Raw genomic sequence first — 18764 nt, 5'->3', positions numbered from 1 at the left:
CGTTGGCAACGCCTTCCGACCAGCGCCGGTCGTTGCGCTCCCGCCTGCGCCGCGCCCGCAATCCGTGGCAGGCGCCGCGCGCGCGCACGCTGTTCACGCGTCCCGCGACGTCGCCGCATCGCACGCTGCTGTTTCGCCTCGCCCTCGTCGTGTTCCTGTGCGCGCTCGCGTTCCTCGTGCTGTATCTCGATCGCGACGGCCTGCGCGATTCGACGAAGAGCACGCCGATGGGCATCGCCGACCTCGTCTATTTCACGATGGTCACGGTCGCGACGGTCGGCTACGGCGACATCGTGCCCGTCACCGCGCGGGCGCGCCTGATCGATGCCTTCTTCATCGTGCCGATCCGCATCGGCATCTGGTTCATCTTCCTGGGCACGGCGTATCAGTTCGTGATCCAGCGCGTCGTCGAGGAATTCCGCATGAAACGCCTGCAAAAGCAACTGACCGATCACATCGTCGTGTGCGGCTACGGCCTGTCCGGCTCGATCGCCGTGCGCGAGCTGCTCGAAAGCGGCGTCGATCCGGCGACGGTGATCGTGATCGACTCGCAGCAGCAGGCGCTCGAGGCCGCGACCTCGCTCGGCGTGACCGGGCTGCTCGGCGATCCCGCGCACGAGGACCTGCTGCAGCAGGCGCAGGTGCGCGCCGCGAAGGCGGTGATCATCTCGGTGACCGACGATCCGACCGCGATCCTGCTGACGCTGTCGGTGCGCAGCATTGCACCCGACACGAAGATCGTCGTGCGCATCCAGGAGAACCTGTACCAGCGGCAGCTGCGGCAGGCGGGGGCGGACGTGATCGTGTCGTCGACGAAGATCGGCGCGCTGCTGCTCGCGGATGCGGTGCAGAGCCGCTATATCGTGCCGTTCGTCAACGACATGCTGTCGACCCGCGGCCGCGCGACGCTGGTCGAACGGCCGGCGATGAAGCACGAGATCGGCTGCATGACGAACGTCGTGCCGGGCGCGATCGTCGTCGGGCTCGACCGCGGCGGCAAGATCCACTCGTTCTACGAAGACCCGCCGTGCCGGATCCAGGCCGGCGATACGCTCGTCGTGATCCAGTCGGCGCGGATTCCGGAGGGGGATGGTTGAGGGATGCTGCCTCTGATTAAATCCAAATTCGCTCGCAAAAAAGATTGAGTTGCACCTTGCGCGCATGAGGTGGCGATGCATGCGCGGTCCAGTAGTGACATTTGGCCCACGGGCGCTGCTTCCGGTTGTTCAACGTGATTGAAGATTTCAACCGCGAAGCCCTTGATATCGAGATCGACTTTTCGCTGCCGTCAGAGCGCGTGAGCCGTGCATGGCGAGGCCCAAAACGCTGCGGTGTGGTAACGCGCCGGAGTCTCTGAGCGCGGCGATTTTCGAATGGGCTCGACAGTACGACATTCGGCTGGACTACAGCCGTCCGTGCAAGACGCAGCAGAACGCATACCTCGAACGATACAACCGAACCGTTCGGTACGAATGCTGCCGGTTTTCCGCTCCCCGCGGATGAGATCGATCGCCTTCGCTGTCGGCACTTCATCGATCTTCACGAATCGATGAGGGTTTATCTGCCGTATCCGCGGACGTTGCAACGACGCGGAAGAAAGATTCATCGATTCCCAATTTCATCTGACGATTTAAACATTTCTCATTACGTCCAACACAATATTTTTCTCATCAGCCAATAAAAAAATTAATTCGCAGTTGATCGTTTGCGAGGGCTGGCAGTCACGCTGACGCGTCCGCGTGGCAGGGCAAGCGAACCGATTTATTCGGCCGTCTTGAGAAATGTCTCCTTGGCCGGCGAGCGCATCAATTACAGTAAGTTTGCAATGTGCCGACATACCGGTAAGAAGCGGAAGAAGAGCACGGGCAGGCGTGTACCTGGGTATCGAGCGACCGGCGATTGTCCGGAACATTTCGTACAGATGGCCCGCACCGCAACGCATCCGAACCGCCCATCGATACGTATACGTTGCAGGAACCGCGCAGCGCAGCCAGCGACAGCAATAAGAGACGAAAAAAAACGGGGAATCAGGGAATGATCCAGGCTTGGCAACGGGTACTCAATCAGGGCGCATCGACGTTCGTCGCACGCCAGCCTATCGTCGACCGGGACGGCCGGACCGTCGCCTACGAACTGCTGTTCAGGAACGGCCACACGGCCACCGCCGATGTCGTCGACGGCTTCGGCAGCACCGCACATGTCGTCGAGCGTACCGTGGGTGCGTTGGGCCTCGATACGGTGCTCGCGGGCCTCGACGGATACCTGAATTGCACGTCGCATTTCCTGCACTCCGATGTGCCGCAGATCTTGACCGGTCCGCGATTCGTGCTCGAAGTCCTCGAATCGTGTGAACTCGACGAGTCGCTGAAAAAGCGCTGCAATGCATTGCGCGCAGCCGGCTTTCGCGTGGCGCTCGACGATGTCGCGAAGCTCACGCCCGACATCGTCGCGTTTCTGCCGGCAGTCGACATCGTCAAGCTCGAGTGGCCGGCATTCGACGCGCCGAGCGCGCGCGCGATGGTGGGCGATCTGAAACGCGCCGGCAAGATCGTGGTTGCCGAGAAGATCGATAGCCACGAACAGTGGCATGCCGCAATTGGCAGCGGCTGCGACATGGTCCAGGGCTTTTACTTCAGCAGACCGCAGGTGATGGAGGCGCGCCGTCTGGTGCCCGACCTGGGGCAACTGGTGGATCTGCTCAACCTGCTGATCGAAGACGCTGGCGATCATCGCGTCATTCACGCGCTATCCGACATGCCCGTGCTGGTGGCGCAGGTTCTGCGCCTCGCCAACTGCTCCGGCAACGTGAACCCGAAGCGCACGGCCATCGCTTCGCTGCATCACGCACTCGCTGCGATCGGCACTACACGGCTATTCCAATGGTGCAGCCTGCTGCTCTACAACCATCCCGATCCGGAGACGGTTTGTCGAGATCCGCTGATCGCGCTAGCGAGACAACGTGCTTCCTTCATGCTGGACGTCGCGCTCTTCGAGTCCCCGAACGAGACGGCCTTCGCACAGACCGCTTACCTGACCGGCATGCTGTCGCTGTTGCACGTCGTCTACGGCCGGCAACAGGATGAGTTCGCAGAAGAACTGCCGCTCGAGCCGGGTATGAAAGCGGCTCTTACCGGGCGGTCCGGCAAGCTCGGAGAGCTGCTCGGCGCTGCCGAGATATTCGAGCGCGGACGGGATTCCACATCGGAGGGGCAAGGACAGAGATAGCCGATGGCACTTCCTTTGCCCGGCACGTCTGCGAAGGCCGAATGCGTCTCGCGGACCCCTCGCCGGCCGAAGGAAGTCGCCAAGCGACCCGGAATACCGGGCGCAACTGCAGTGATTTCGATGGCGATCGGATGCGTCGATTTTGCGCTCGATCGCCGGTCGGCTTGATGAGACTAAGTCGTTATATGGAACGTCAAATGGAGAATGGCTTATGAAGTACTTAGTTAACCTGCGCATTGGAACTCGCCTCAGAGTGGGTTTTGGCATTACGTTGCTGCTGCTGATGGTGACGGGCGGACTCGCCATGTTGCAGGCATCGCGAATTTATGAGGGCACCCGCGAGATCGCCGACAACTGGCTCGTCAGCGTTCAGACATTGGGTGAAATCAGGGCGCTCGCCAACGGCGTCCGGCGGGCTACCCTCCGGTCCGTGCTGGAAAGTGAGGCTTCGGCGAAGAATAGCCAGCGTAGTCAGCACGATGCCGCGCTGGCATCCATGAAAGCTGCGATGGCCAGCTATGAGAAGCTCGTTTCTTCGCCCGAGGAGCGACAGCTTTTCGACAGTATGGGTAAAGCATGGAGCGCATTCCTGGCCTCCGACGCTAAACTTCTGGCGCTGTCGGAATCGGGCGATGCCGGATTTGCTGCGGCCAGATCGCTTGCGACAGGGGAGTCTGCAATGCTGTTCGCGCAGGCATTGGACCTCGTCGAGCAAGATGTGAAGCTGAACCGCGCGGGCGCGGGCGTCGCGACGGCCGAAGCGGCAACCAACTATCACTCGACGCTCCTGTTGACCGGTGTGTTGTGCGGCACGGCGCTACTGCTGTCGGTCGCTGTCGCATGGTTGATTACCCGTTCCATCGTCACACCGCTCGGTCGCGCAGTCGGCATCGCGGAGACGGTCGCGCGCGGCGATCTCACGTCCAATATCGAAGTATCCGGTCGCGACGAGACGAGCCAGCTTCTGCTGGCGCTGCGGAATATGAACGCGCGGCTGCAGGACGTGGTGGGGCGCGTGCGCTCGAGCAGCGAAAGCATCGCGTCGGGCTCCGCGCAGATCGCTGCCGGCAACACCGATCTCAGCCAGCGTACCGAGGAGCAGGCGGCCTCGCTCGAGGAAACCGCGGCCAGCATGGAGCAGTTGACGGCGACGGTCAAACAGAACACGGAGAACGCGCGGCAGGGGAACACGCTCGCCGGCAATGCTTCTGAGGTCGCGGTCCGAGGCGGGCAGGTGGTGGCGAAGGTCGTCGATACGATGCACGACATTTCCCACAGCTCGGCAAAGGTCGCTGAAATCATCGCCGTCATCGAGGGCATCGCCTTCCAGACGAACATCCTCGCACTGAACGCGGCCGTTGAGGCAGCCCGGGCCGGCGAGCAAGGTCGCGGCTTCGCGGTGGTGGCGAGCGAAGTGCGGGCGCTTGCGCAGCGAAGCGCATCGGCGGCCAAGGAGATCAAGGAGCTGATCAGTCAGTCGGTGGCCAAAGTGGAGGCCGGCACGTCTCTCGTCGACAACGCCGGCGCCACGATGAACGAGGTCGTCGTCGCGGTAAAGCGTGTCACCGACCTCATGGGCGAAATTGCGTCGGCGTCGGTCGAGCAGCATACCGGCATCGAGCAGGTCAATCAGGCGGTCATGCAGATGGACGAGGTCACGCAACAGAACGCCGCGCTCGTTGAGGAGGCTTCTGCAGCGGCGCAGTCGATGGCATCGCAGTCGAACGCGTTACGCGAACTGGTTTCGATCTTCCGCCTGCCTGACGGGATGGCGGTCGCGGCCAGCCCAACGGAGCGAGCGGCAGAGGTCCAGCCGCGCCCGAAGCCGGCCGTGCGAAAGACGGTTCAACGCAAAACCGAGGCCGCAGTCGTGGCCAATGAAAGCGCCGCGAGCTGGCAGTCGTTCTAGTCCGTGACACGTTCTGATTTTTGATGGACCGCCGGCGGGCATGCGCCCGCCGGCGTCGTTTCTTGTTGAACGGGTCGCTGTGACTCGGTCCAGTAAAAATTGCCGACTTCAAAGTCGAAATTTCCGGCGTGATGTTGTCATCGAGACGAGGAATCACGTCGTGAAAGCGGGCAAGTTCACCGAACAGCAAATCCGCTGCGCGTATTAACCCCAAAGCAGCGGCGGCCATGGCCGCTTAGTTTCTGCTTCTGAATCCCACGTAAAGCGGGGATTATCACGCCAGCTTCCTCGGGGACAGCATTCATCGAATCCCGCTGGCTTCGTTTGCCGCGTGCATTTCCCGAAAAATCCCGCCGAGATGGCGTTCCTGGCTTTGCGATTCAGTCCAATCATCGGTCCCGCGACGAATTCGCGACACATATCCCCATGCAGTCCGGCACGAATTCGCGACGTATCGTTCGACCATTTGAGGCGCACTTAAGGTAATCTAACGACGCATGACTGCACTCGCCGGTGAGGACAGAACGGCTTCGCGCGTCACTGGCGGATGCTTCCCCGGCGTGGTGCAACGTGCTTCAGAACGCGCGTGCGGTATCTCTCCAGCGGGAAAGCCGTCGTTTCGCATCAGATTCCCAACCTACGATTGCGACACATGTCTTCTTCAAACTCGATTACGGTTCGAGGCGCGCTGAATTCGGCTGGGGCCGAAGTCGTTCGATCCATGCAATTGCCGTCGGGCATCATCCTGTCAGAATGGACAGGTCAGAACACACTGACCGAATATAAGAGTTCGTCCGAGAACGTGCTGAGCGTCTATTTGTCCGGTGGCGAGAATTGTGCGCAGGTCGATGGCCGGCACATCGTACGCCGAGGCTTTAAAAGCGCGGTCTGTCTGTTCCCGGTCGGCGAAGGCGAATCGCAGTGGCGGATTACCGAGCGCCTCAATTTCCTGCATATTTATTTCGATTTGCCCAATCTGGAGCCGAGCCTGATCCGGTCCTTGCGCCAGCCGGCGGAGGCTTACCGGTTCCGCGAGGTATTCCAGGAGGCGTCCCCCGTCATCAGCGCGGCCGCGACCAGCATCGCGCAGGCCGACTGGAACGACGACACGCTGTCGCTCGGCATCGATAGCCTGATGAGCTGGATTCTGCTGAATGCGATCAGCCGTTACGCGATGGCCGACCTGGAGCGCGTGGATGCGCGCGGCCGGCTGTCGGCGAAGCAGGCCGAGCAGATCCGCGAATATTGCAACGCCAATCTCGGTGAGGCCGTGCGGCTCGAGCATCTTGCCGATCTGGTCAATCTCAGCCGCTATCACTTCCTGCGCAAATTCAAGAACACGTTCGACCGGTCTCCGCACGCATTCTTGACCGAATTGCGGATGCTTCGCGCGCACGACCTGCTGAAACATACCGATCACAAGATCATGAGCATCGCACTCGAGTGCGGCTACGCCCAGCACAGCCGGTTCTCCACCGCGTTCAAGCGGCATTACGGCTATTCTCCCGGCGCGGTGCGCGGCAAGTGACAACGCCGACGTCAAGCGACGGTTTTCGCATCGTTGATCAGGCCGGCCAGATCGGGTGACCTCAATTTTCGATGCGAGAGCGCGGGAACGCCAAGTTCGCTCGCGAGACTACGCACCTGCTGCTTGTGCGCGCCCTTAAGGTTGTCATGAAACGCGATCGCATCGACACCGCCCTTGATCGATCGGGCACACGCGAGCAGGTCCGCCAGGCGTTCGGGCGAATCGTAACCGTACGCGACCAGCCAGTGATTGGGCAGCACGTGCGATAGCGCGAGTCCTTGCGTGTCGCCGTAATCGCGCAGCAGTTGCGTGAAGCCGGGCTCGAAGTGGACGCCGCCGATACAGAGCAGCGAGATCGCCGGTCGAGCGATTCGCTCGCCTACCGTCAGCAACGCGCGTGCCAGCACGTCGACGGCATCGGGGCACGCCCATGCGTCCGTGGTGCTGCCGATTTCCAGATCGATGACCGACGGCTCGACGGCGGAGACCAGGCAACCGGACTGCGCGCCGTAGAGCGGGCCGGACCAGTGCGTGGCCTCCATCCAGGTCGAATACGAATCCAGGCCCGCTTGCTGGCGCGCGTGCTCGACAGCCAGAAACAGGCTGCGTGTGACGGCCGGGTCCACCGGGCTGAACGTTCCGCTTTCCATGTCGCCGGTGGTCTGGATCGTGAAGATCCGGTCGGGCGCGTTCTTCCCTTCATGCCAGTTGACGATCACGATCGCGTCGGCGTCGGCGAAGACGCTGTTCGCCAGCGGGGCGTAGCGCCGATAGTCGTGGCTGAACACGTTGTCGAGCTGCAGCAGGCTGTAGCGCACCGCGCCGGATTGCATGTGCAGGATAGGGCGCCCGTCCACGACGCCATCGGCGTGCCAGTCGATGCCGGATGCCAGAAGTCGCGCGAGCACGCGCGACGACACCGGGTCCTTGTCGAGATCGGTACAGAATGCCAGGACGATGTGATTCACGGTCGAGCGTTTCCTTGAGGGGCGAGCGAGTTCAGAACAGCAGGAACACGATCGAAGAGGCGGACAGCAGCGCCATGATGCGCTGGAGCGTCTTGCCGTGCAGCATGCGGTGCATCATGAGACCGCATACCGCCCAGATCGAGTTGCACGGGAAGAAAACGATCCCGAGCGTGAGCGACAGGAGCGTCGCGTCGACGTAGGCGTTCCCCGTCAACGGCAGGAACGTCGACGCCGCGCTGGCGCCGAGCAGCCAGATTTTCGGATTGACGATCTGGAGCAGGGCTGCCTCGCCGAACGTGATGGGACGCTCGATCGAGCGGCGTTCGGCGTGTTCGGACTGAGCCGTGTAGAGCTTGTAGGCGAGGTACAGGATGTACGCGGAGCCGACCACCTTGAGTGCGTGTTGCAGCAACGGGTGACGGCTCATCACGCTGAACAGCCCGAGCGCGACGACCATGAACAGGACGACCACGCCGACCGAGATGCCGGTCAGCGATGGCAGCGTGCGCCGATAGCCGAATTGCGCGCAGTTGGCGGTCGTCATCAAGTTGTTCGGCCCCGGCGAAATGATCAGCGGGGTCGAGAACAGGATGATCTGCAGCAACTTGCCGACAAGTGCATCGTCAACGTTCATCTAACTGGTCTCCTTGCCGCGATTCGGGCCTGCCGCCAGCCGGCGGCGAATGGCGCCGAGGTGATGCACGAGTTCGACGAGCGGGCCGCGGTCGCGCATGCGATAGGTGGAGCCGACGTTCGGCTGCGGCTCGCTGCTCCATGCGGCGATGTCGGGTTCGCGCTTCAGGCGCGCCACGAGGCTGTCGATTGCGGCTCGTTCGGCGCGCGAATAGAGCGTTTCCGAATTGTCGTCCGCGCAGAACCGAACCGAATGGCGGCTGATGATGGCGCCGGTATCGAGGCCCGCCGACACGCGGTGGATCGTCGTGCTCAGCTTGTCGAGTTCGCCGTGGTGCAGCGCAAAGAAGAAGCAGTGATTGCCTCGGTAGTACGGCAGGTGGCCACCATGGATGTTGATGATGCGGTCGGCCGGGACGAGCGACAGCAAGGCCTCGCCGATCTTCTTGGTGCCCATCACGATATAGACGTCGGAAAGGTCGTCGCGCAGCGCATCGAGCACGGTCGTGTCGTTGATCCATGACGTTTCCAGATACCGCACGCCCGCATGACGTCGAAGCGCGTCCCATGTGCGCGGTTCCCGCTCGCGAACGAAGTAGCGCCGCCGGTACGCGTCATAGCCGAACAGCCTGCGTCGCCATTCGTGATAGCGCGTCCACAGATACGCGCGATAGTGGCCGTTGCGCAGCAGGCGCGATGCCTGTTCTCGCCCGGGCTCGACGATGACGCGAACGCGTCCGAACGCGTCGAGGATTTCCGCGGCGAGATACAGATGATGCGGGCCGTCCGAACAAAGCAGTGTGATGTTTGTCATGCTTGCACATTCATGAAGCACCGATCGAGCGCCTGCCTTACCGCAGTCTCGCGCGATTCGCACGATCGCTGGCGTCGGCGCTGCTCCAGCAGGCGGGCGGCGAGTATCGTCAGCGCGGCGTGCGTGTTGCGCGTCGACGGTCCGCTGCCGCCGTCGAGCCGGTCGAACACGTGCGCCCCTTCGAATTCGTCATGGAGACGCCCGAGCAACGCGGCCGCGGCGGAGCCGAGCGGATCCGCTGCGGCATCCGGCGCGGCATCGGGCGGGCTCGACAGTGCACGACCGACCGCCGCGTGGGCGTCCCTGAACGAGGCCATGCGTTGCTGCACCAGCGATTCCGCAACGAGCGTTGCGCCTGCGTTGCCCATGTCGATCGCGCGGCGCGCGGCGTTGGCGTCGAAGCGGATGCCGTCGATCGAATAGACGAGCACGCTCAGCATGTCGATGACGAGTCCGCTCATCTCGCTGACGGTTTCCACCGCAGTGCGGCTTGCCTGATAGGAGTTGCCGGTCGGCAGATGCGATAGCGAAGAGAGCGCCGTGGCGCAATATCCGGCGATGCGATCGTGGCCGAGGCGCAGCCATTCGAGCAGATACGGATTGCGTTTTTGCGGCATGTTGGACGACCCGCCGTACATGCCGTCGGGCAGCGTGACGATCGCGATTTCGCGCATCGACCAGAGCTGAAGATCCGTCGCGATACGGTTCAGATTGCTGCTCAACTCGGTCAGCAGGCAGGCGCAGCGCAGCGCCGGATTCTTGTCGGTGATCGCGCTCAGCGAGTTGAGCGGCCCCGTCGAGAAGCCGAGCAAAACCGCCGTGCGCCGCGGGTCGGTGACGAACGTGGTGCCCGCACCGGCGCACGCGCCGAGCGCAGAAGAGCCAAGACCGTCGCGCAGTGACGCCAGCGCGTCGAGCGTGCCGAGCAATATCTCGCACTGCGCGACGAGATAGTGGCCCGCCGACCCCGGCATCGCGGTTTGGTATTGGCTGTAGATCGGCAGCAGGACCTCGGCCGAATCCGCGGCGCGTCGTGCGAGCGTCTCGCCGAGATCGACGACGCGCCGCGTGACATGCGACAGCGCCTGACGCACGGTCAGCAGGAGGTGCGTGGCATTGATGTCATTGCGTGAGCGCGCCGCCTGAATCATGCCGCCCGTGTCTCGTCCGCAGCGGTCGATCACGTACTGCTCGTAGTCGAAGTAGTCTCCGCGACCGGAAACATGTTCGCTCAACAATGCCGGATTCGCCTCCAGCGTCGTTACCGCTTCTCGCAGCGAGCGAAACTGTTCCGCGCTGAGAATCCCTTGTTCGCGCAGCATGATCAGATGGGCCTTCTCGATCGCGAGCAGATTGACCGTGAGCTTGCCGAAGCATGGGGGAGAGGATTCGTAGACGATGTCGTGAATCGCGTCGCGGCCGGGAATCGTCCGCTCCGGATCGTCGTAAAGCACGCGCGAACGCATCCGCAGCGACAGCGCTTTCCGGAGCACCGAGGACGCGCTGCGGCCGAACGAAATCACGTAGCCGGCGCGATCCGAAAAGTCGAACTTGCCGGCGTTGACGCCTTCGTCGCGAAACAGCCCGGCATCCGCGCAGCCGTCCGGAAAATCGATGCCGACGTAGCGGCGCCCGACTTCCGGCACGACGAACGCAACGGCGCTGTACAGCGCGGGTGTCGGTACGACGAACTGGCTGCGACGCGACAGATGGCTGCGCACGTACAGGTCGGCGATCGACCATCCATACGCACGTTCCATCAAACGGGGAATCATGCCGCCGGCCAGGCGCGCATTGATCTCGATGATGGTGATCGTGTCGCCGTGGACCTTCAGTTCCGTGTGCGCGGGACCGAACGCGTAACCGACCGCATCGAGCGCCCGCCGCACGGTATCGACGATGCGGGCCTGGGTCGCCGCGTCGAGGTCGGCGGGCAGGACGTGCGCCAGCTCCAGGAAATGGGGCGGTTTGGTCAGGAACTTGCGTGTGACTGCGAGCACATGGTGTCCGTCGGCGTCGCTGAACGATTCGACGGAGAACTCCGCGCCCGGAATGAAGCGCTGGCAAATGAACGCGCCGCCCGATGTGTCCGGAAAGTCCTGCTCGCGTTCGACAAGGCGCACGCCGATGCTTCCGGTGCCCTGCCTGGGCTTCACGATGACCGGATAGGTCAGCTTGCGCGCGGCATCCGCCGATTCGATCGCCGTCGTGTACGGGTACGGGACGCCATGGTCGCGCAGCGTATCCTGAAGCCGCAACTTGTCCCGGCATAATGCGACGGCCTCCGCGGGCGTGCCAGGCAGGCCCAGGCGCTGCGACAGTCGTGCGGCGTTCTCGATGAACGCGTCGCTCGTCGACGCGATATAACGCACGTCCGGAATCTCGCCGACGACGCGCTCGAGCGCGTCGACAGACTGCGTGTCGCAATCGATCACCCGAACCGCAGGCGACAGTCTCGCGAGAAAGGGGTAGCGCGCGCGGTCGCGCACGAGAAAGCAGGTTTCGTCATGGTTCAGCGACGCGTCGAGCAGGCTTTGCCCGAACCCGGTGGTGTTCGATTCGATGTAGACGATCGCCATGATTCATTGAAACCGGTGAATGTCGGAGCGATCCCATTTCATCCACGCCCATTCCGTATTCGCGTCGTACGCGGTGGGGTGCCCGATCTCCACGGGTCGCAGCTGATCGTAGGCCGGGCTGTCGTCGTTGCTGGCGAAGGTCGTGTCGACATAGCGGGAGCCATCGTCCGGGCTGAGGAATACGATGGGTGCATCCGGATATCGGTTGCGCACGAAGCGGACGACGGCGAATGCGGCGCCGGTGGTCGGCCCGCGAAAATGGCCGGTGGCCTTGTAGAGTTTGCGCGTGAAATGATCGGCGAGTTCGGAGCTGACCCAATGCACGTCGTCGAACAGCGTGTGCTTCAGGTTGCCGGGCATGATGGTATTGCCGAGCCCGCGCAACTTGCGCGGGCCGTCGATCTGGCCGAACAGGACGCTGTTGAATGTGTCTACGCCGACGAGCGTGCAATCCGCCCCGCCGGCGCGCAGCGCGGCTGCGATCCCGCAGCTCGATCCGCCGGAACCGACCGGTGCGACGAGAATCAGGCGAGGGCCGATGATTTCGAGCAGCTCGCGCGCGATGTTTGCATAAGCGAGCCCGTTGTTCTCGTTGTCGTACTGGCGGCACCAGAAGGCACCTTGCTCGGCGGCGAGAATCTCTTGCAGCCGGTCAAGTCGTGCCTTTTGGTATCCCTGGCTGCCCTTCTTGTCCGTGACGATTTCAACCCGGCCGCCCAGCATTTCGAGCTGGCGTTTGAACGCCGGATCGATCGCGGGATCGCCGATCGCCACGAACGGATGGTTCAGGCGGTTGCATACGATGGCCATCCCGAGCGCAAAGTTGCCGCTCGACGTTTCCACCACGGTCTTGCCCGGCTGCAGGTCGCCGCGATCGCGCGCCTTGCTGATGATGTAATGGGCCGGCACGATCTTCATCGCTTTGAACGACACCATGTGCAAGGCTTGCCCGATCGGAAACAGCACGGCGTCCCGCATCGCATCCAGCGACGATTCGTATTGAAGCATGTACGATTCCTATACCGTTGTGTATTGAATGGATTCGATTCGACGGACCTGCAGGCGCGCTTGGGCATAGGCGGCCGCGGTCGCCGTTTCGGGAGCGTTCGCGTCGTAGAGCAGCCCGACGCACGTGCCGGAATGGGTCGCGACGAGGCCGAGCGCGTCGGTCTCGGCGCGCAGCTTGCGCAGGACGTCGATGTGCGGATGAGGATTGAATGCCTGCGACAACTGGCAGCTGCGCGTCGCGATCTCGCCGAGCTCGCGCAGGTCCTGGGCGCGAACCGCCGCTTTCATCCGCATCAGCATGCCGCGATATTCGTCGCGCACTTCCGCGGACGGATCGCGTTTCTTCCGGTTGAACTCGATCGTGTCGCATTCGCCGCCGCGATCGGCGCTGACGATCACGAGCGCGGGGGTCTTGCCGAGTCGCTCGTCGAGCTTTACCTCGCGGTGATAGAACGACACGACGCCGTCGTACATCACGCCGTCCGTCGGTTCGATGGCGCGCAGGATCGACTCGATGGTCTCGGGCGCCGGTGTTCGGCCGTACGCGTATGCGGCCGCACGGATCGCCGCGACCATGTCGGCGGACGAACTCGCCAGCCCCTTGCCGACCGCGAACATCGACTTGAAATGCAGCATGCCGCCCGGTGGCAGCCCGTGCAGGCGCAGATAGTCCTGAACCGCGCGACATGCCTTGGTCTTGAATCCGACATCCACGGCAACGCGATCGGCGCCGGTGATCTCGAACTCGACGACGCTCTTCAGGTTGACCGGCAACGTGACCAGGAAATGTCGATTGTCCGGCAACACGCCTTGCATCAGCTCGCCGAACGTTCCGTGACATTCGCCTCTGGGGAAAAGCGACAGGAACGCGTCGTTTCGTAGCGCATCGTCTTGCTCTGACAGAACGGCCATTTTCTCCTCTCGGAATGAAGGCAAATCGTGATGTCGAGCCCAGAGCATAGCGACGGCCGCTCGTCCGCTTCTTTATGAAAATTGCGCACTAGTATCGAAATGTTGCTCAGCCGCGCGTGGCGGCGCGAGCCGGATCGATTGAAAAACGCGTGCGGCCGGAGCGGATTCCGTCTCGCCAAAAGCGCCGACGAAGCGCTTCGGATCCTTGCTGGGTATGGGTTTGAGGCCGGGTGAGCGGTGCAGCGTCAGGGACGCTGAGATCGCGCGGCGATGCCGGTGGCGTGGCGAGCTCGAGCGAGTCGACCACTCTTTACGTACGCGGCCGGTGCGGGATAGAGTGTTTCCACCACGGAAGACGGCGTGCCCACTCTCGTTGCAACGAGGCGGTGCGCACGGCATCCGTCATTGCCCGAGTTTCGTCGAAGTCGACATCGCACGATCGAACATGGATCGGACCGCCGTGTCGATGCGTAGTTATCCGATTCAATTCAATCGAAGCTTCGTTTGCGGCGTCGACGCGTCGACGGGTTTTGACTTTCGAGTCAGGACGCGTCGGTTCGCGGGCACGCGGAAATCACTCAACCATTCTGGAAACGTGAAATGGAAACGGTATTCGCTGGCCGGTTTATGACATTCGACGGACAAGGCGTCGACAGGCGCATGACGCTGCGCGAGGCCGCCGAGTGCGTGCGGGATCGGGAAGTTGCCGTGGCATTGCTGGATGTGGTCGGCCCCGACGAAATCGATGCATGGTGGAACGATCGCGGCTTCCCCGATTTGCGCAACCATCAGTACCACCGCGCGCTGAACGCAACCGGGATAACGCTCGGTCAGCTTCAGCGTTCCCATCCCGAATCGTTGGTGAGCAATATCGCCGAGTACTTCGGCCATGCCGGCGTCGCGAATATCCCGATGCGCGACACGCGCTTCATTCAGTTGTTCATGAAGGAGCTGGGCGCGGAAACGCTCCAGTTCGGCAACTGGAGTCAATTCATGCTGGCGACGAAGCGCGAATATCCGCCTTTCGAAGGCGATCCGTTCAGCTTCGCGCCGCACTGCGACTGCATCGACTTCGGGCGCGACGTCGAACGGTGGCCGTTCCGGCTCAATCTCGAGCAGCTGGGCGCCTTCATCACGATACAGAAGGCCGAGAACGAAGCGGGCTTCGTTCTGTGGAACATCCGCCCGGAATCGCGTCGCCAGCTCGACCAGTGGGCCGAAGAGTATGCGCAGCACAAGACGCTGGGCGTGCTCGACGGGGTCGATGCGCTGACGGTGCGGCCACGCAGCGGTCAGCTGTGTGTCTTCAATAGCCGCAATCTGCATGCGGTCGAGCGCTGCTCGTCGCTGCGCCGAACGATCGGCACGTTCCTCGTGTATCACGAGGCGGGCTGGAAACTACTGCACTAGTCCGGTCGACGTCCATCACGCCCGCTCGTCCATCGCAAGATGCATCCAGTCTCGACGAAAACCCTGTCTATGTACGAATCGTTCATTACCGCGTCCGATGGAAAGCAGCTGCGCGTACTGCATGGCGACTGGCTTGAAACGAGGCCGTTCCTGACGTTGATACTTCCGTTCGGGCTTCGCGTCGATGCCGCGCGCACGCTGTTCGCGCTGTTGGCGAGCGAATTCAATGTGCTCACCTGGCAAGGGCGCTCGTTGTGCGATCGGCCCCTCGCGCCGCACGAGAGCGGAATGACGCCGGAGGCGCATGTTCGGGACATGTGCTCGGTGCTGGACGCATTTGACGTGCGCAAGACGGACGTCGTCGGGTTTTGCTCGGGCGCCGGCATCGCGCTCGTCGCCGCAACCATCGAGGGACATCGCATCGATCGTCTCGCGCTGGTTTGCGGAGAGTACATGCTGAGCCCCACGGTCTGCCCGCAATCGAATTTTCAACGGGAAGTCGACAGCCTGTTGCCGCTGGCGGCGCAAAGCCTGAATCATGCGGCCGCCTTGTGCGAGAAGCTCACGGCGAGCCGCGTGCGCGCGCCGGCCAGGACCGAATTCGACGAGGAGGTTCTCGTGCCGTTCTCGTCGGCTGCACGTCTGCATCGCCACGGGTTGAATTACCTGACGTATCGCGGCACCGATTTCATGGCGTTGGCCGGCGGCGTACCGCACCCGACGCGGCTGATCTCGACCGACCGCGACGAACAGGTGAGTGCCGCCAGCTCGCGGGTCATTGCGGCGCTGTTGCGCAATGCCGAGCAACACGTCGTGGTGCCGGGCGATCACTACGAGATCCTGCGGGGCAGGAACGCGGTCAACGATTCGATCGTCGAGTTCCTTGGCGGTAGAGGAGCGGCATGACGACGTGCGCCTTGGTTCGCTACGGACGATTCGTCGGTCCCGAAGCGAGTGTCTGTTTGATGTCGAGCCGGCAGGACTGGAGATGAGCATACTCGAGCGATTCGGACAGATGGTCCGGCGTCATGCCGAGCACACCGCGCTTGCCGCGGAAAGTGCGCGGTACACCTACGCGCAACTTGACGCGCTGTCCGATCGGTTGGCGGCGCGCCTCGCCCTATCCGGCGTTACCGCGGGTTCGCCGGTCGTGCTGCTGTTGCCGCGTTCGCCCGGCGCAGTGATTGCGATGATTGCCGTGCTGAAGGCCGGCGCCTACTACGTTCCGGTCGATCCGGCCGGCCCGGCCTCGGTGCTGAACGAGCAATTGCGCGAACTCGGTGCGCGCGTCGCACTGACGTTGCCCGAGTCCGTCGCGCAGGTGCGGTCCGATCTGGATCTCGCCGGCATCGCGCTTGTCGAGATCGGGCGCGACGGGGTCTTGCCGGACCGGAGCGACGGTGCGCAGACGAGCGCACCCGCGCAGGCGCCGATCTCGCCGGCCTACGCGATGTTTACCTCCGGCAGCACGGGCAAGCCGAAGGGCGTACTGGTGCCGCATCAAGCGGTTCACCGTCTGGTCGTCGAGACGAACTACATCGCGCTGAGTCCGCACGATCGTGTGCTGCAGATGGCGCCGATCACGTTCGACGCATCGACGTTCGAAATATGGGGGGCGCTGCTCAACGGCGCGACGCTGGTGGTCGAGGAATCGCCGGTGCTCGATCTGAACGCGCTGGGCCGTCTGTTGCGCGACGAGCGCGTGACGGTCATGTGGTTGACGGCTGCGCTTTTCCATCTGGTGGTGCGCAATCGGCTGCCGCTGCTATCGGAACTTCGCGTGCTCCTCGCGGGCGGCGACGTGGTCCAGGCCGACGCGGTCGCACGCGTGCTCGCCGCATTTCCCTCGCTGACCGTGATCAACGGATACGGACCGACGGAAAACACGACATTTACCTGCTGCCATGTGATGACGGCCGCTGCACCGCCGGTCGCGACGGTGCCCATCGGCAGGCCGGTCACCGGTACCACGGTGTGCGTGCTCGACGCGAGCGGGCAGCCGGTGCGCCCGGGCGAGGTGGGCGAGCTCTATGCGGGCGGTATCGGCCTCGCGCTCGGTTATCTGAACGATCCGGAGAAAACGAGGGCCGTGTTCGTCGACGATCCGCACGACCGGGATCGCAAGGTTTACCGGACGGGCGATCTCGTGCGGGAAGGCCACGACGGCGCCTACGAATTCATCGGTCGCGTCGACAGGCAAGTGAAGATACGCGGCTATCGCGTATCGGTCGAACAGGTGCAGCAGGTGCTCGCGACGGCCGACGACGTGGAGGACGCGATCGTCGACGTCGGACGCGACGAGCTGGGAGAAAAGCGTCTCGTCGCGTTCGTGCAGTCGTCGCGGGATCCCGCCGAGGTCAGGGCGGCCGTCCGGCGCCACCTCGGGCGACATCTGGCGAGCTACATGATTCCCGACGTAATCGAAGTGCAAGTGGCGCTGCCGTTGACCGTCAATGGCAAGGTCAACCGGCGGAGCCTGATGAGTTCGCAGGAGAACCGCAATACCGGAGATGAACATGAGCGAATCGCTGCAATTCAAGGAACCCATTCGGAAACGACTGGCCGAGTTGTTGAAGGATCGTGAGATCGGCGACGACGACGACTTTTTCGACCTGGGCGCCAGTTCGCTGTCGATCGTCGAGCTGCAAGTCAAGATCGAGGAGGATCTGGGCGTGACCGTACCCACGGCCAAGCTGATGCTAGCGCCGACGCTGGCCGGCTGGACCGGGCTTTATCGAGCGGCAGCCGTTGCCGCAACCGCCGTAGAGAAATAGCGCAAAGCGACTCAACCGAGAGGATCGACATGACGCAGTTTTCACTGACTCCAGACGAACTTGCCCGATTCCGTGCACAAGGCTTTTTCGGGCCGTTTCGCGTGTACTCGCCCGACGAGGCGCGCGAGCGATACAGGGCGATTCGCGCCGAGCTGTTCGACAGGGAACACGCTATCTACGATCTGCCGCCGACGAGCCCGATCGCCAATTACGATCGTCACCTCGACGTGAACCTGCTCAGCGAGCACATCGGCCGGCGCGAGATCGTCGATCGCGTCGCGAGCATGCTCGGGCCGGACCTGTTGTGCTGGCGATCGGAGATGTTTCCGAAGTACCCGGGCGACGAAGGGACGGACTGGCATCAGGCCGATACGTTCGCGCATGCATCGGGCGCGCCGCAGATAGTCTGGCCCGGCGAAAGCCGTTTCGGCGGGGCGATTACCGCCTGGACCGCGTTCACCGATGCGACCGAGGAGAACGGCTGTCTGCGCTTCATTCCCGGCACGCACGAGGAAATGTTCTACGACGAGTCGAAGAAGATGGCCTACGACGCTTCGAAGATCAATACCCAGGAGAAGGACGGGATCAAGCGCGGTTTTTTCGGTTACGACTACCGCTCCCTTCAGAAGGATCCGTCGTGGAAGCCGGATGAGTCGCAGGCGGTGTCGATCACGATGCAGGCCGGCGAGTGCGTGATCTTCTGGTCCACGCTGATGCATTCGTCGTTTCCGAATTCGACGGCCGACGTGACGCGGCTCGGCTACGCGAGCCGCTACGTTCCGACCGGCGTGAAGGTGTATCCGGATACGAACGTCGTCGAGGAGTACGGCAGCGCCATTTCGCTCGACAAGTATGGCGTCGTGCTGGTCTCGGGTGAGGACCATTACGGTCACAACCGGCGCGCGCTCAGCAATGCGCGAGGGCGGGCGTTTGCTTTCGACGACCGCGGCTGACGGCCGACGGCTCGATACCAGCGATATCCGGATCGTCGCCGCGCGCGCGGC

Annotated in this window: 15 protein-coding genes and 1 pseudogene; 10 read left to right on the top strand and 6 right to left on the bottom strand. The window is 63.0% G+C overall.

Annotated features, from left to right (window positions below; genetic code table 11):
* Nucleotides 1–2: 2 nt before the first annotated feature.
* The 5 genes and pseudogenes from WJ35_RS25730 to WJ35_RS25715 all read left to right on the top strand — a co-directional run bounded on the left by WJ35_RS25730 (nt 3) and on the right by WJ35_RS25715 (nt 6662).
* Nucleotides 3–1097 (top strand): potassium channel family protein, encoded by a 1095-nt coding sequence (locus WJ35_RS25730; RefSeq protein WP_069240309.1) that lies wholly within the window; start codon nt 3–5, stop codon nt 1095–1097.
* Between the two features lie 101 nt (nt 1098–1198).
* Nucleotides 1199–1473, top strand: a pseudogene (locus WJ35_RS32390) (IS3 family transposase); the annotation flags it as partial.
* 561 nt (nt 1474–2034) lie between these two features.
* Nucleotides 2035–3225 (top strand): EAL and HDOD domain-containing protein, encoded by a 1191-nt coding sequence (locus WJ35_RS25725; RefSeq protein ID WP_011882448.1) that lies wholly within the window; start codon nt 2035–2037, stop codon nt 3223–3225.
* Between the two features lie 211 nt (nt 3226–3436).
* Nucleotides 3437–5134 (top strand): methyl-accepting chemotaxis protein, encoded by a 1698-nt coding sequence (locus WJ35_RS25720; protein ID WP_069224670.1) that lies wholly within the window; start codon nt 3437–3439, stop codon nt 5132–5134.
* Between the two features lie 652 nt (nt 5135–5786).
* Complete coding sequence (locus tag WJ35_RS25715) at nt 5787–6662, top strand: helix-turn-helix transcriptional regulator (RefSeq protein ID WP_059463121.1); 876 nt, start codon at nt 5787–5789, stop codon at nt 6660–6662.
* Nucleotides 6663–6673: 11 nt separating this feature from the next.
* Here WJ35_RS25715 and WJ35_RS25710 read toward each other — a convergent pair whose 3' ends face one another.
* The 6 genes from WJ35_RS25710 to WJ35_RS25685 all read right to left on the bottom strand — a co-directional run bounded on the left by WJ35_RS25710 (nt 6674) and on the right by WJ35_RS25685 (nt 13471).
* The gene (locus tag WJ35_RS25710) at nt 6674–7582 is read right to left on the bottom strand and encodes a D-aminoacyl-tRNA deacylase (protein ID WP_230459730.1); all 909 of its coding nucleotides are present in this window, start codon (nt 7580–7582) and stop codon (nt 6674–6676) included.
* 79 nt (nt 7583–7661) lie between these two features.
* The gene (locus WJ35_RS25705; protein WP_011882443.1) at nt 7662–8264 is read right to left on the bottom strand and encodes a LysE family translocator; all 603 of its coding nucleotides are present in this window, start codon (nt 8262–8264) and stop codon (nt 7662–7664) included.
* Nucleotides 8265–9077 (bottom strand): formyl transferase, encoded by an 813-nt coding sequence (locus tag WJ35_RS25700; protein ID WP_059623117.1) that lies wholly within the window; start codon nt 9075–9077, stop codon nt 8265–8267.
* Nucleotides 9074–11656 (bottom strand): lyase family protein, encoded by a 2583-nt coding sequence (locus WJ35_RS25695; protein ID WP_069240308.1) that lies wholly within the window; start codon nt 11654–11656, stop codon nt 9074–9076. Before WJ35_RS25695 ends, WJ35_RS25700 begins: the two co-directional genes overlap by 4 nt.
* A gap of 3 nt (nt 11657–11659) precedes the next feature.
* The gene (locus tag WJ35_RS25690; protein WP_045577892.1) at nt 11660–12664 is read right to left on the bottom strand and encodes a PLP-dependent cysteine synthase family protein; all 1005 of its coding nucleotides are present in this window, start codon (nt 12662–12664) and stop codon (nt 11660–11662) included.
* A gap of 9 nt (nt 12665–12673) precedes the next feature.
* Nucleotides 12674–13471 carry a GHMP kinase gene (locus tag WJ35_RS25685; RefSeq protein ID WP_230459754.1) on the bottom strand — a complete coding sequence of 266 codons (798 nt, stop codon included), beginning with the start codon at nt 13469–13471 and terminating at the stop codon, nt 12674–12676.
* Nucleotides 13472–14176: 705 nt separating this feature from the next.
* Here WJ35_RS25685 and WJ35_RS25680 point away from each other — a divergent pair.
* From WJ35_RS25680 to WJ35_RS25660, 5 genes are all read left to right on the top strand, one after another.
* The gene (locus tag WJ35_RS25680) at nt 14177–14986 is read left to right on the top strand and encodes a hypothetical protein (RefSeq protein WP_011882438.1); all 810 of its coding nucleotides are present in this window, start codon (nt 14177–14179) and stop codon (nt 14984–14986) included.
* Nucleotides 14987–15055: 69 nt separating this feature from the next.
* Nucleotides 15056–15892 carry an alpha/beta fold hydrolase gene (locus WJ35_RS25675; RefSeq protein WP_069240307.1) on the top strand — a complete coding sequence of 279 codons (837 nt, stop codon included), beginning with the start codon at nt 15056–15058 and terminating at the stop codon, nt 15890–15892.
* Between the two features lie 82 nt (nt 15893–15974).
* Nucleotides 15975–17570, top strand: coding sequence for an amino acid adenylation domain-containing protein (locus WJ35_RS25670; RefSeq protein WP_069240306.1), 1596 nt, complete (start codon nt 15975–15977; stop codon nt 17568–17570).
* Complete coding sequence (locus WJ35_RS25665) at nt 17503–17760, top strand: acyl carrier protein (RefSeq protein WP_034195170.1); 258 nt, start codon at nt 17503–17505, stop codon at nt 17758–17760. Before WJ35_RS25670 ends, WJ35_RS25665 begins: the two co-directional genes overlap by 68 nt.
* A gap of 29 nt (nt 17761–17789) precedes the next feature.
* On the top strand, nt 17790–18713 hold the full coding sequence (locus WJ35_RS25660) for a chlorinating enzyme (RefSeq protein ID WP_014725222.1): 924 nt from the start codon (nt 17790–17792) through the stop codon (nt 18711–18713).
* The last annotated feature ends 51 nt before the right edge of the window (nt 18714–18764 follow it).

The sequence above is a fragment of the Burkholderia ubonensis genome (assembly GCF_001718695.1).
Lineage (GTDB): Bacteria > Pseudomonadota > Gammaproteobacteria > Burkholderiales > Burkholderiaceae > Burkholderia > Burkholderia ubonensis_B.
This window is presented reverse-complemented; position numbering and strand designations above follow the sequence as displayed.

Bases quoted from the DNA above. Each gene is read 5' to 3' on its own strand.
- WJ35_RS25725 (WP_011882448.1), top strand. From the start codon at position 2,035: ATGATCCAGGCTTGGCAACGGGTACTCAATCAGGGCGCATCGACGTTC.
- WJ35_RS25720 (WP_069224670.1), top strand. From the start codon at position 3,437: ATGAAGTACTTAGTTAACCTGCGCATTGGAACTCGCCTCAGAGTGGGT.
- WJ35_RS25715 (WP_059463121.1), top strand. From the start codon at position 5,787: ATGTCTTCTTCAAACTCGATTACGGTTCGAGGCGCGCTGAATTCGGCT.
- WJ35_RS25705 (WP_011882443.1), bottom strand. From the start codon at position 8,264: ATGAACGTTGACGATGCACTTGTCGGCAAGTTGCTGCAGATCATCCTG.
- WJ35_RS25700 (WP_059623117.1), bottom strand. From the start codon at position 9,077: ATGACAAACATCACACTGCTTTGTTCGGACGGCCCGCATCATCTGTAT.
- WJ35_RS25695 (WP_069240308.1), bottom strand. From the start codon at position 11,656: ATGGCGATCGTCTACATCGAATCGAACACCACCGGGTTCGGGCAAAGC.
- WJ35_RS25690 (WP_045577892.1), bottom strand. From the start codon at position 12,664: ATGCTTCAATACGAATCGTCGCTGGATGCGATGCGGGACGCCGTGCTG.
- WJ35_RS25680 (WP_011882438.1), top strand. From the start codon at position 14,177: ATGGAAACGGTATTCGCTGGCCGGTTTATGACATTCGACGGACAAGGC.
- WJ35_RS25675 (WP_069240307.1), top strand. From the start codon at position 15,056: ATGTACGAATCGTTCATTACCGCGTCCGATGGAAAGCAGCTGCGCGTA.
- WJ35_RS25670 (WP_069240306.1), top strand. From the start codon at position 15,975: ATGAGCATACTCGAGCGATTCGGACAGATGGTCCGGCGTCATGCCGAG.
- WJ35_RS25665 (WP_034195170.1), top strand. From the start codon at position 17,503: ATGAGCGAATCGCTGCAATTCAAGGAACCCATTCGGAAACGACTGGCC.
- WJ35_RS25660 (WP_014725222.1), top strand. From the start codon at position 17,790: ATGACGCAGTTTTCACTGACTCCAGACGAACTTGCCCGATTCCGTGCA.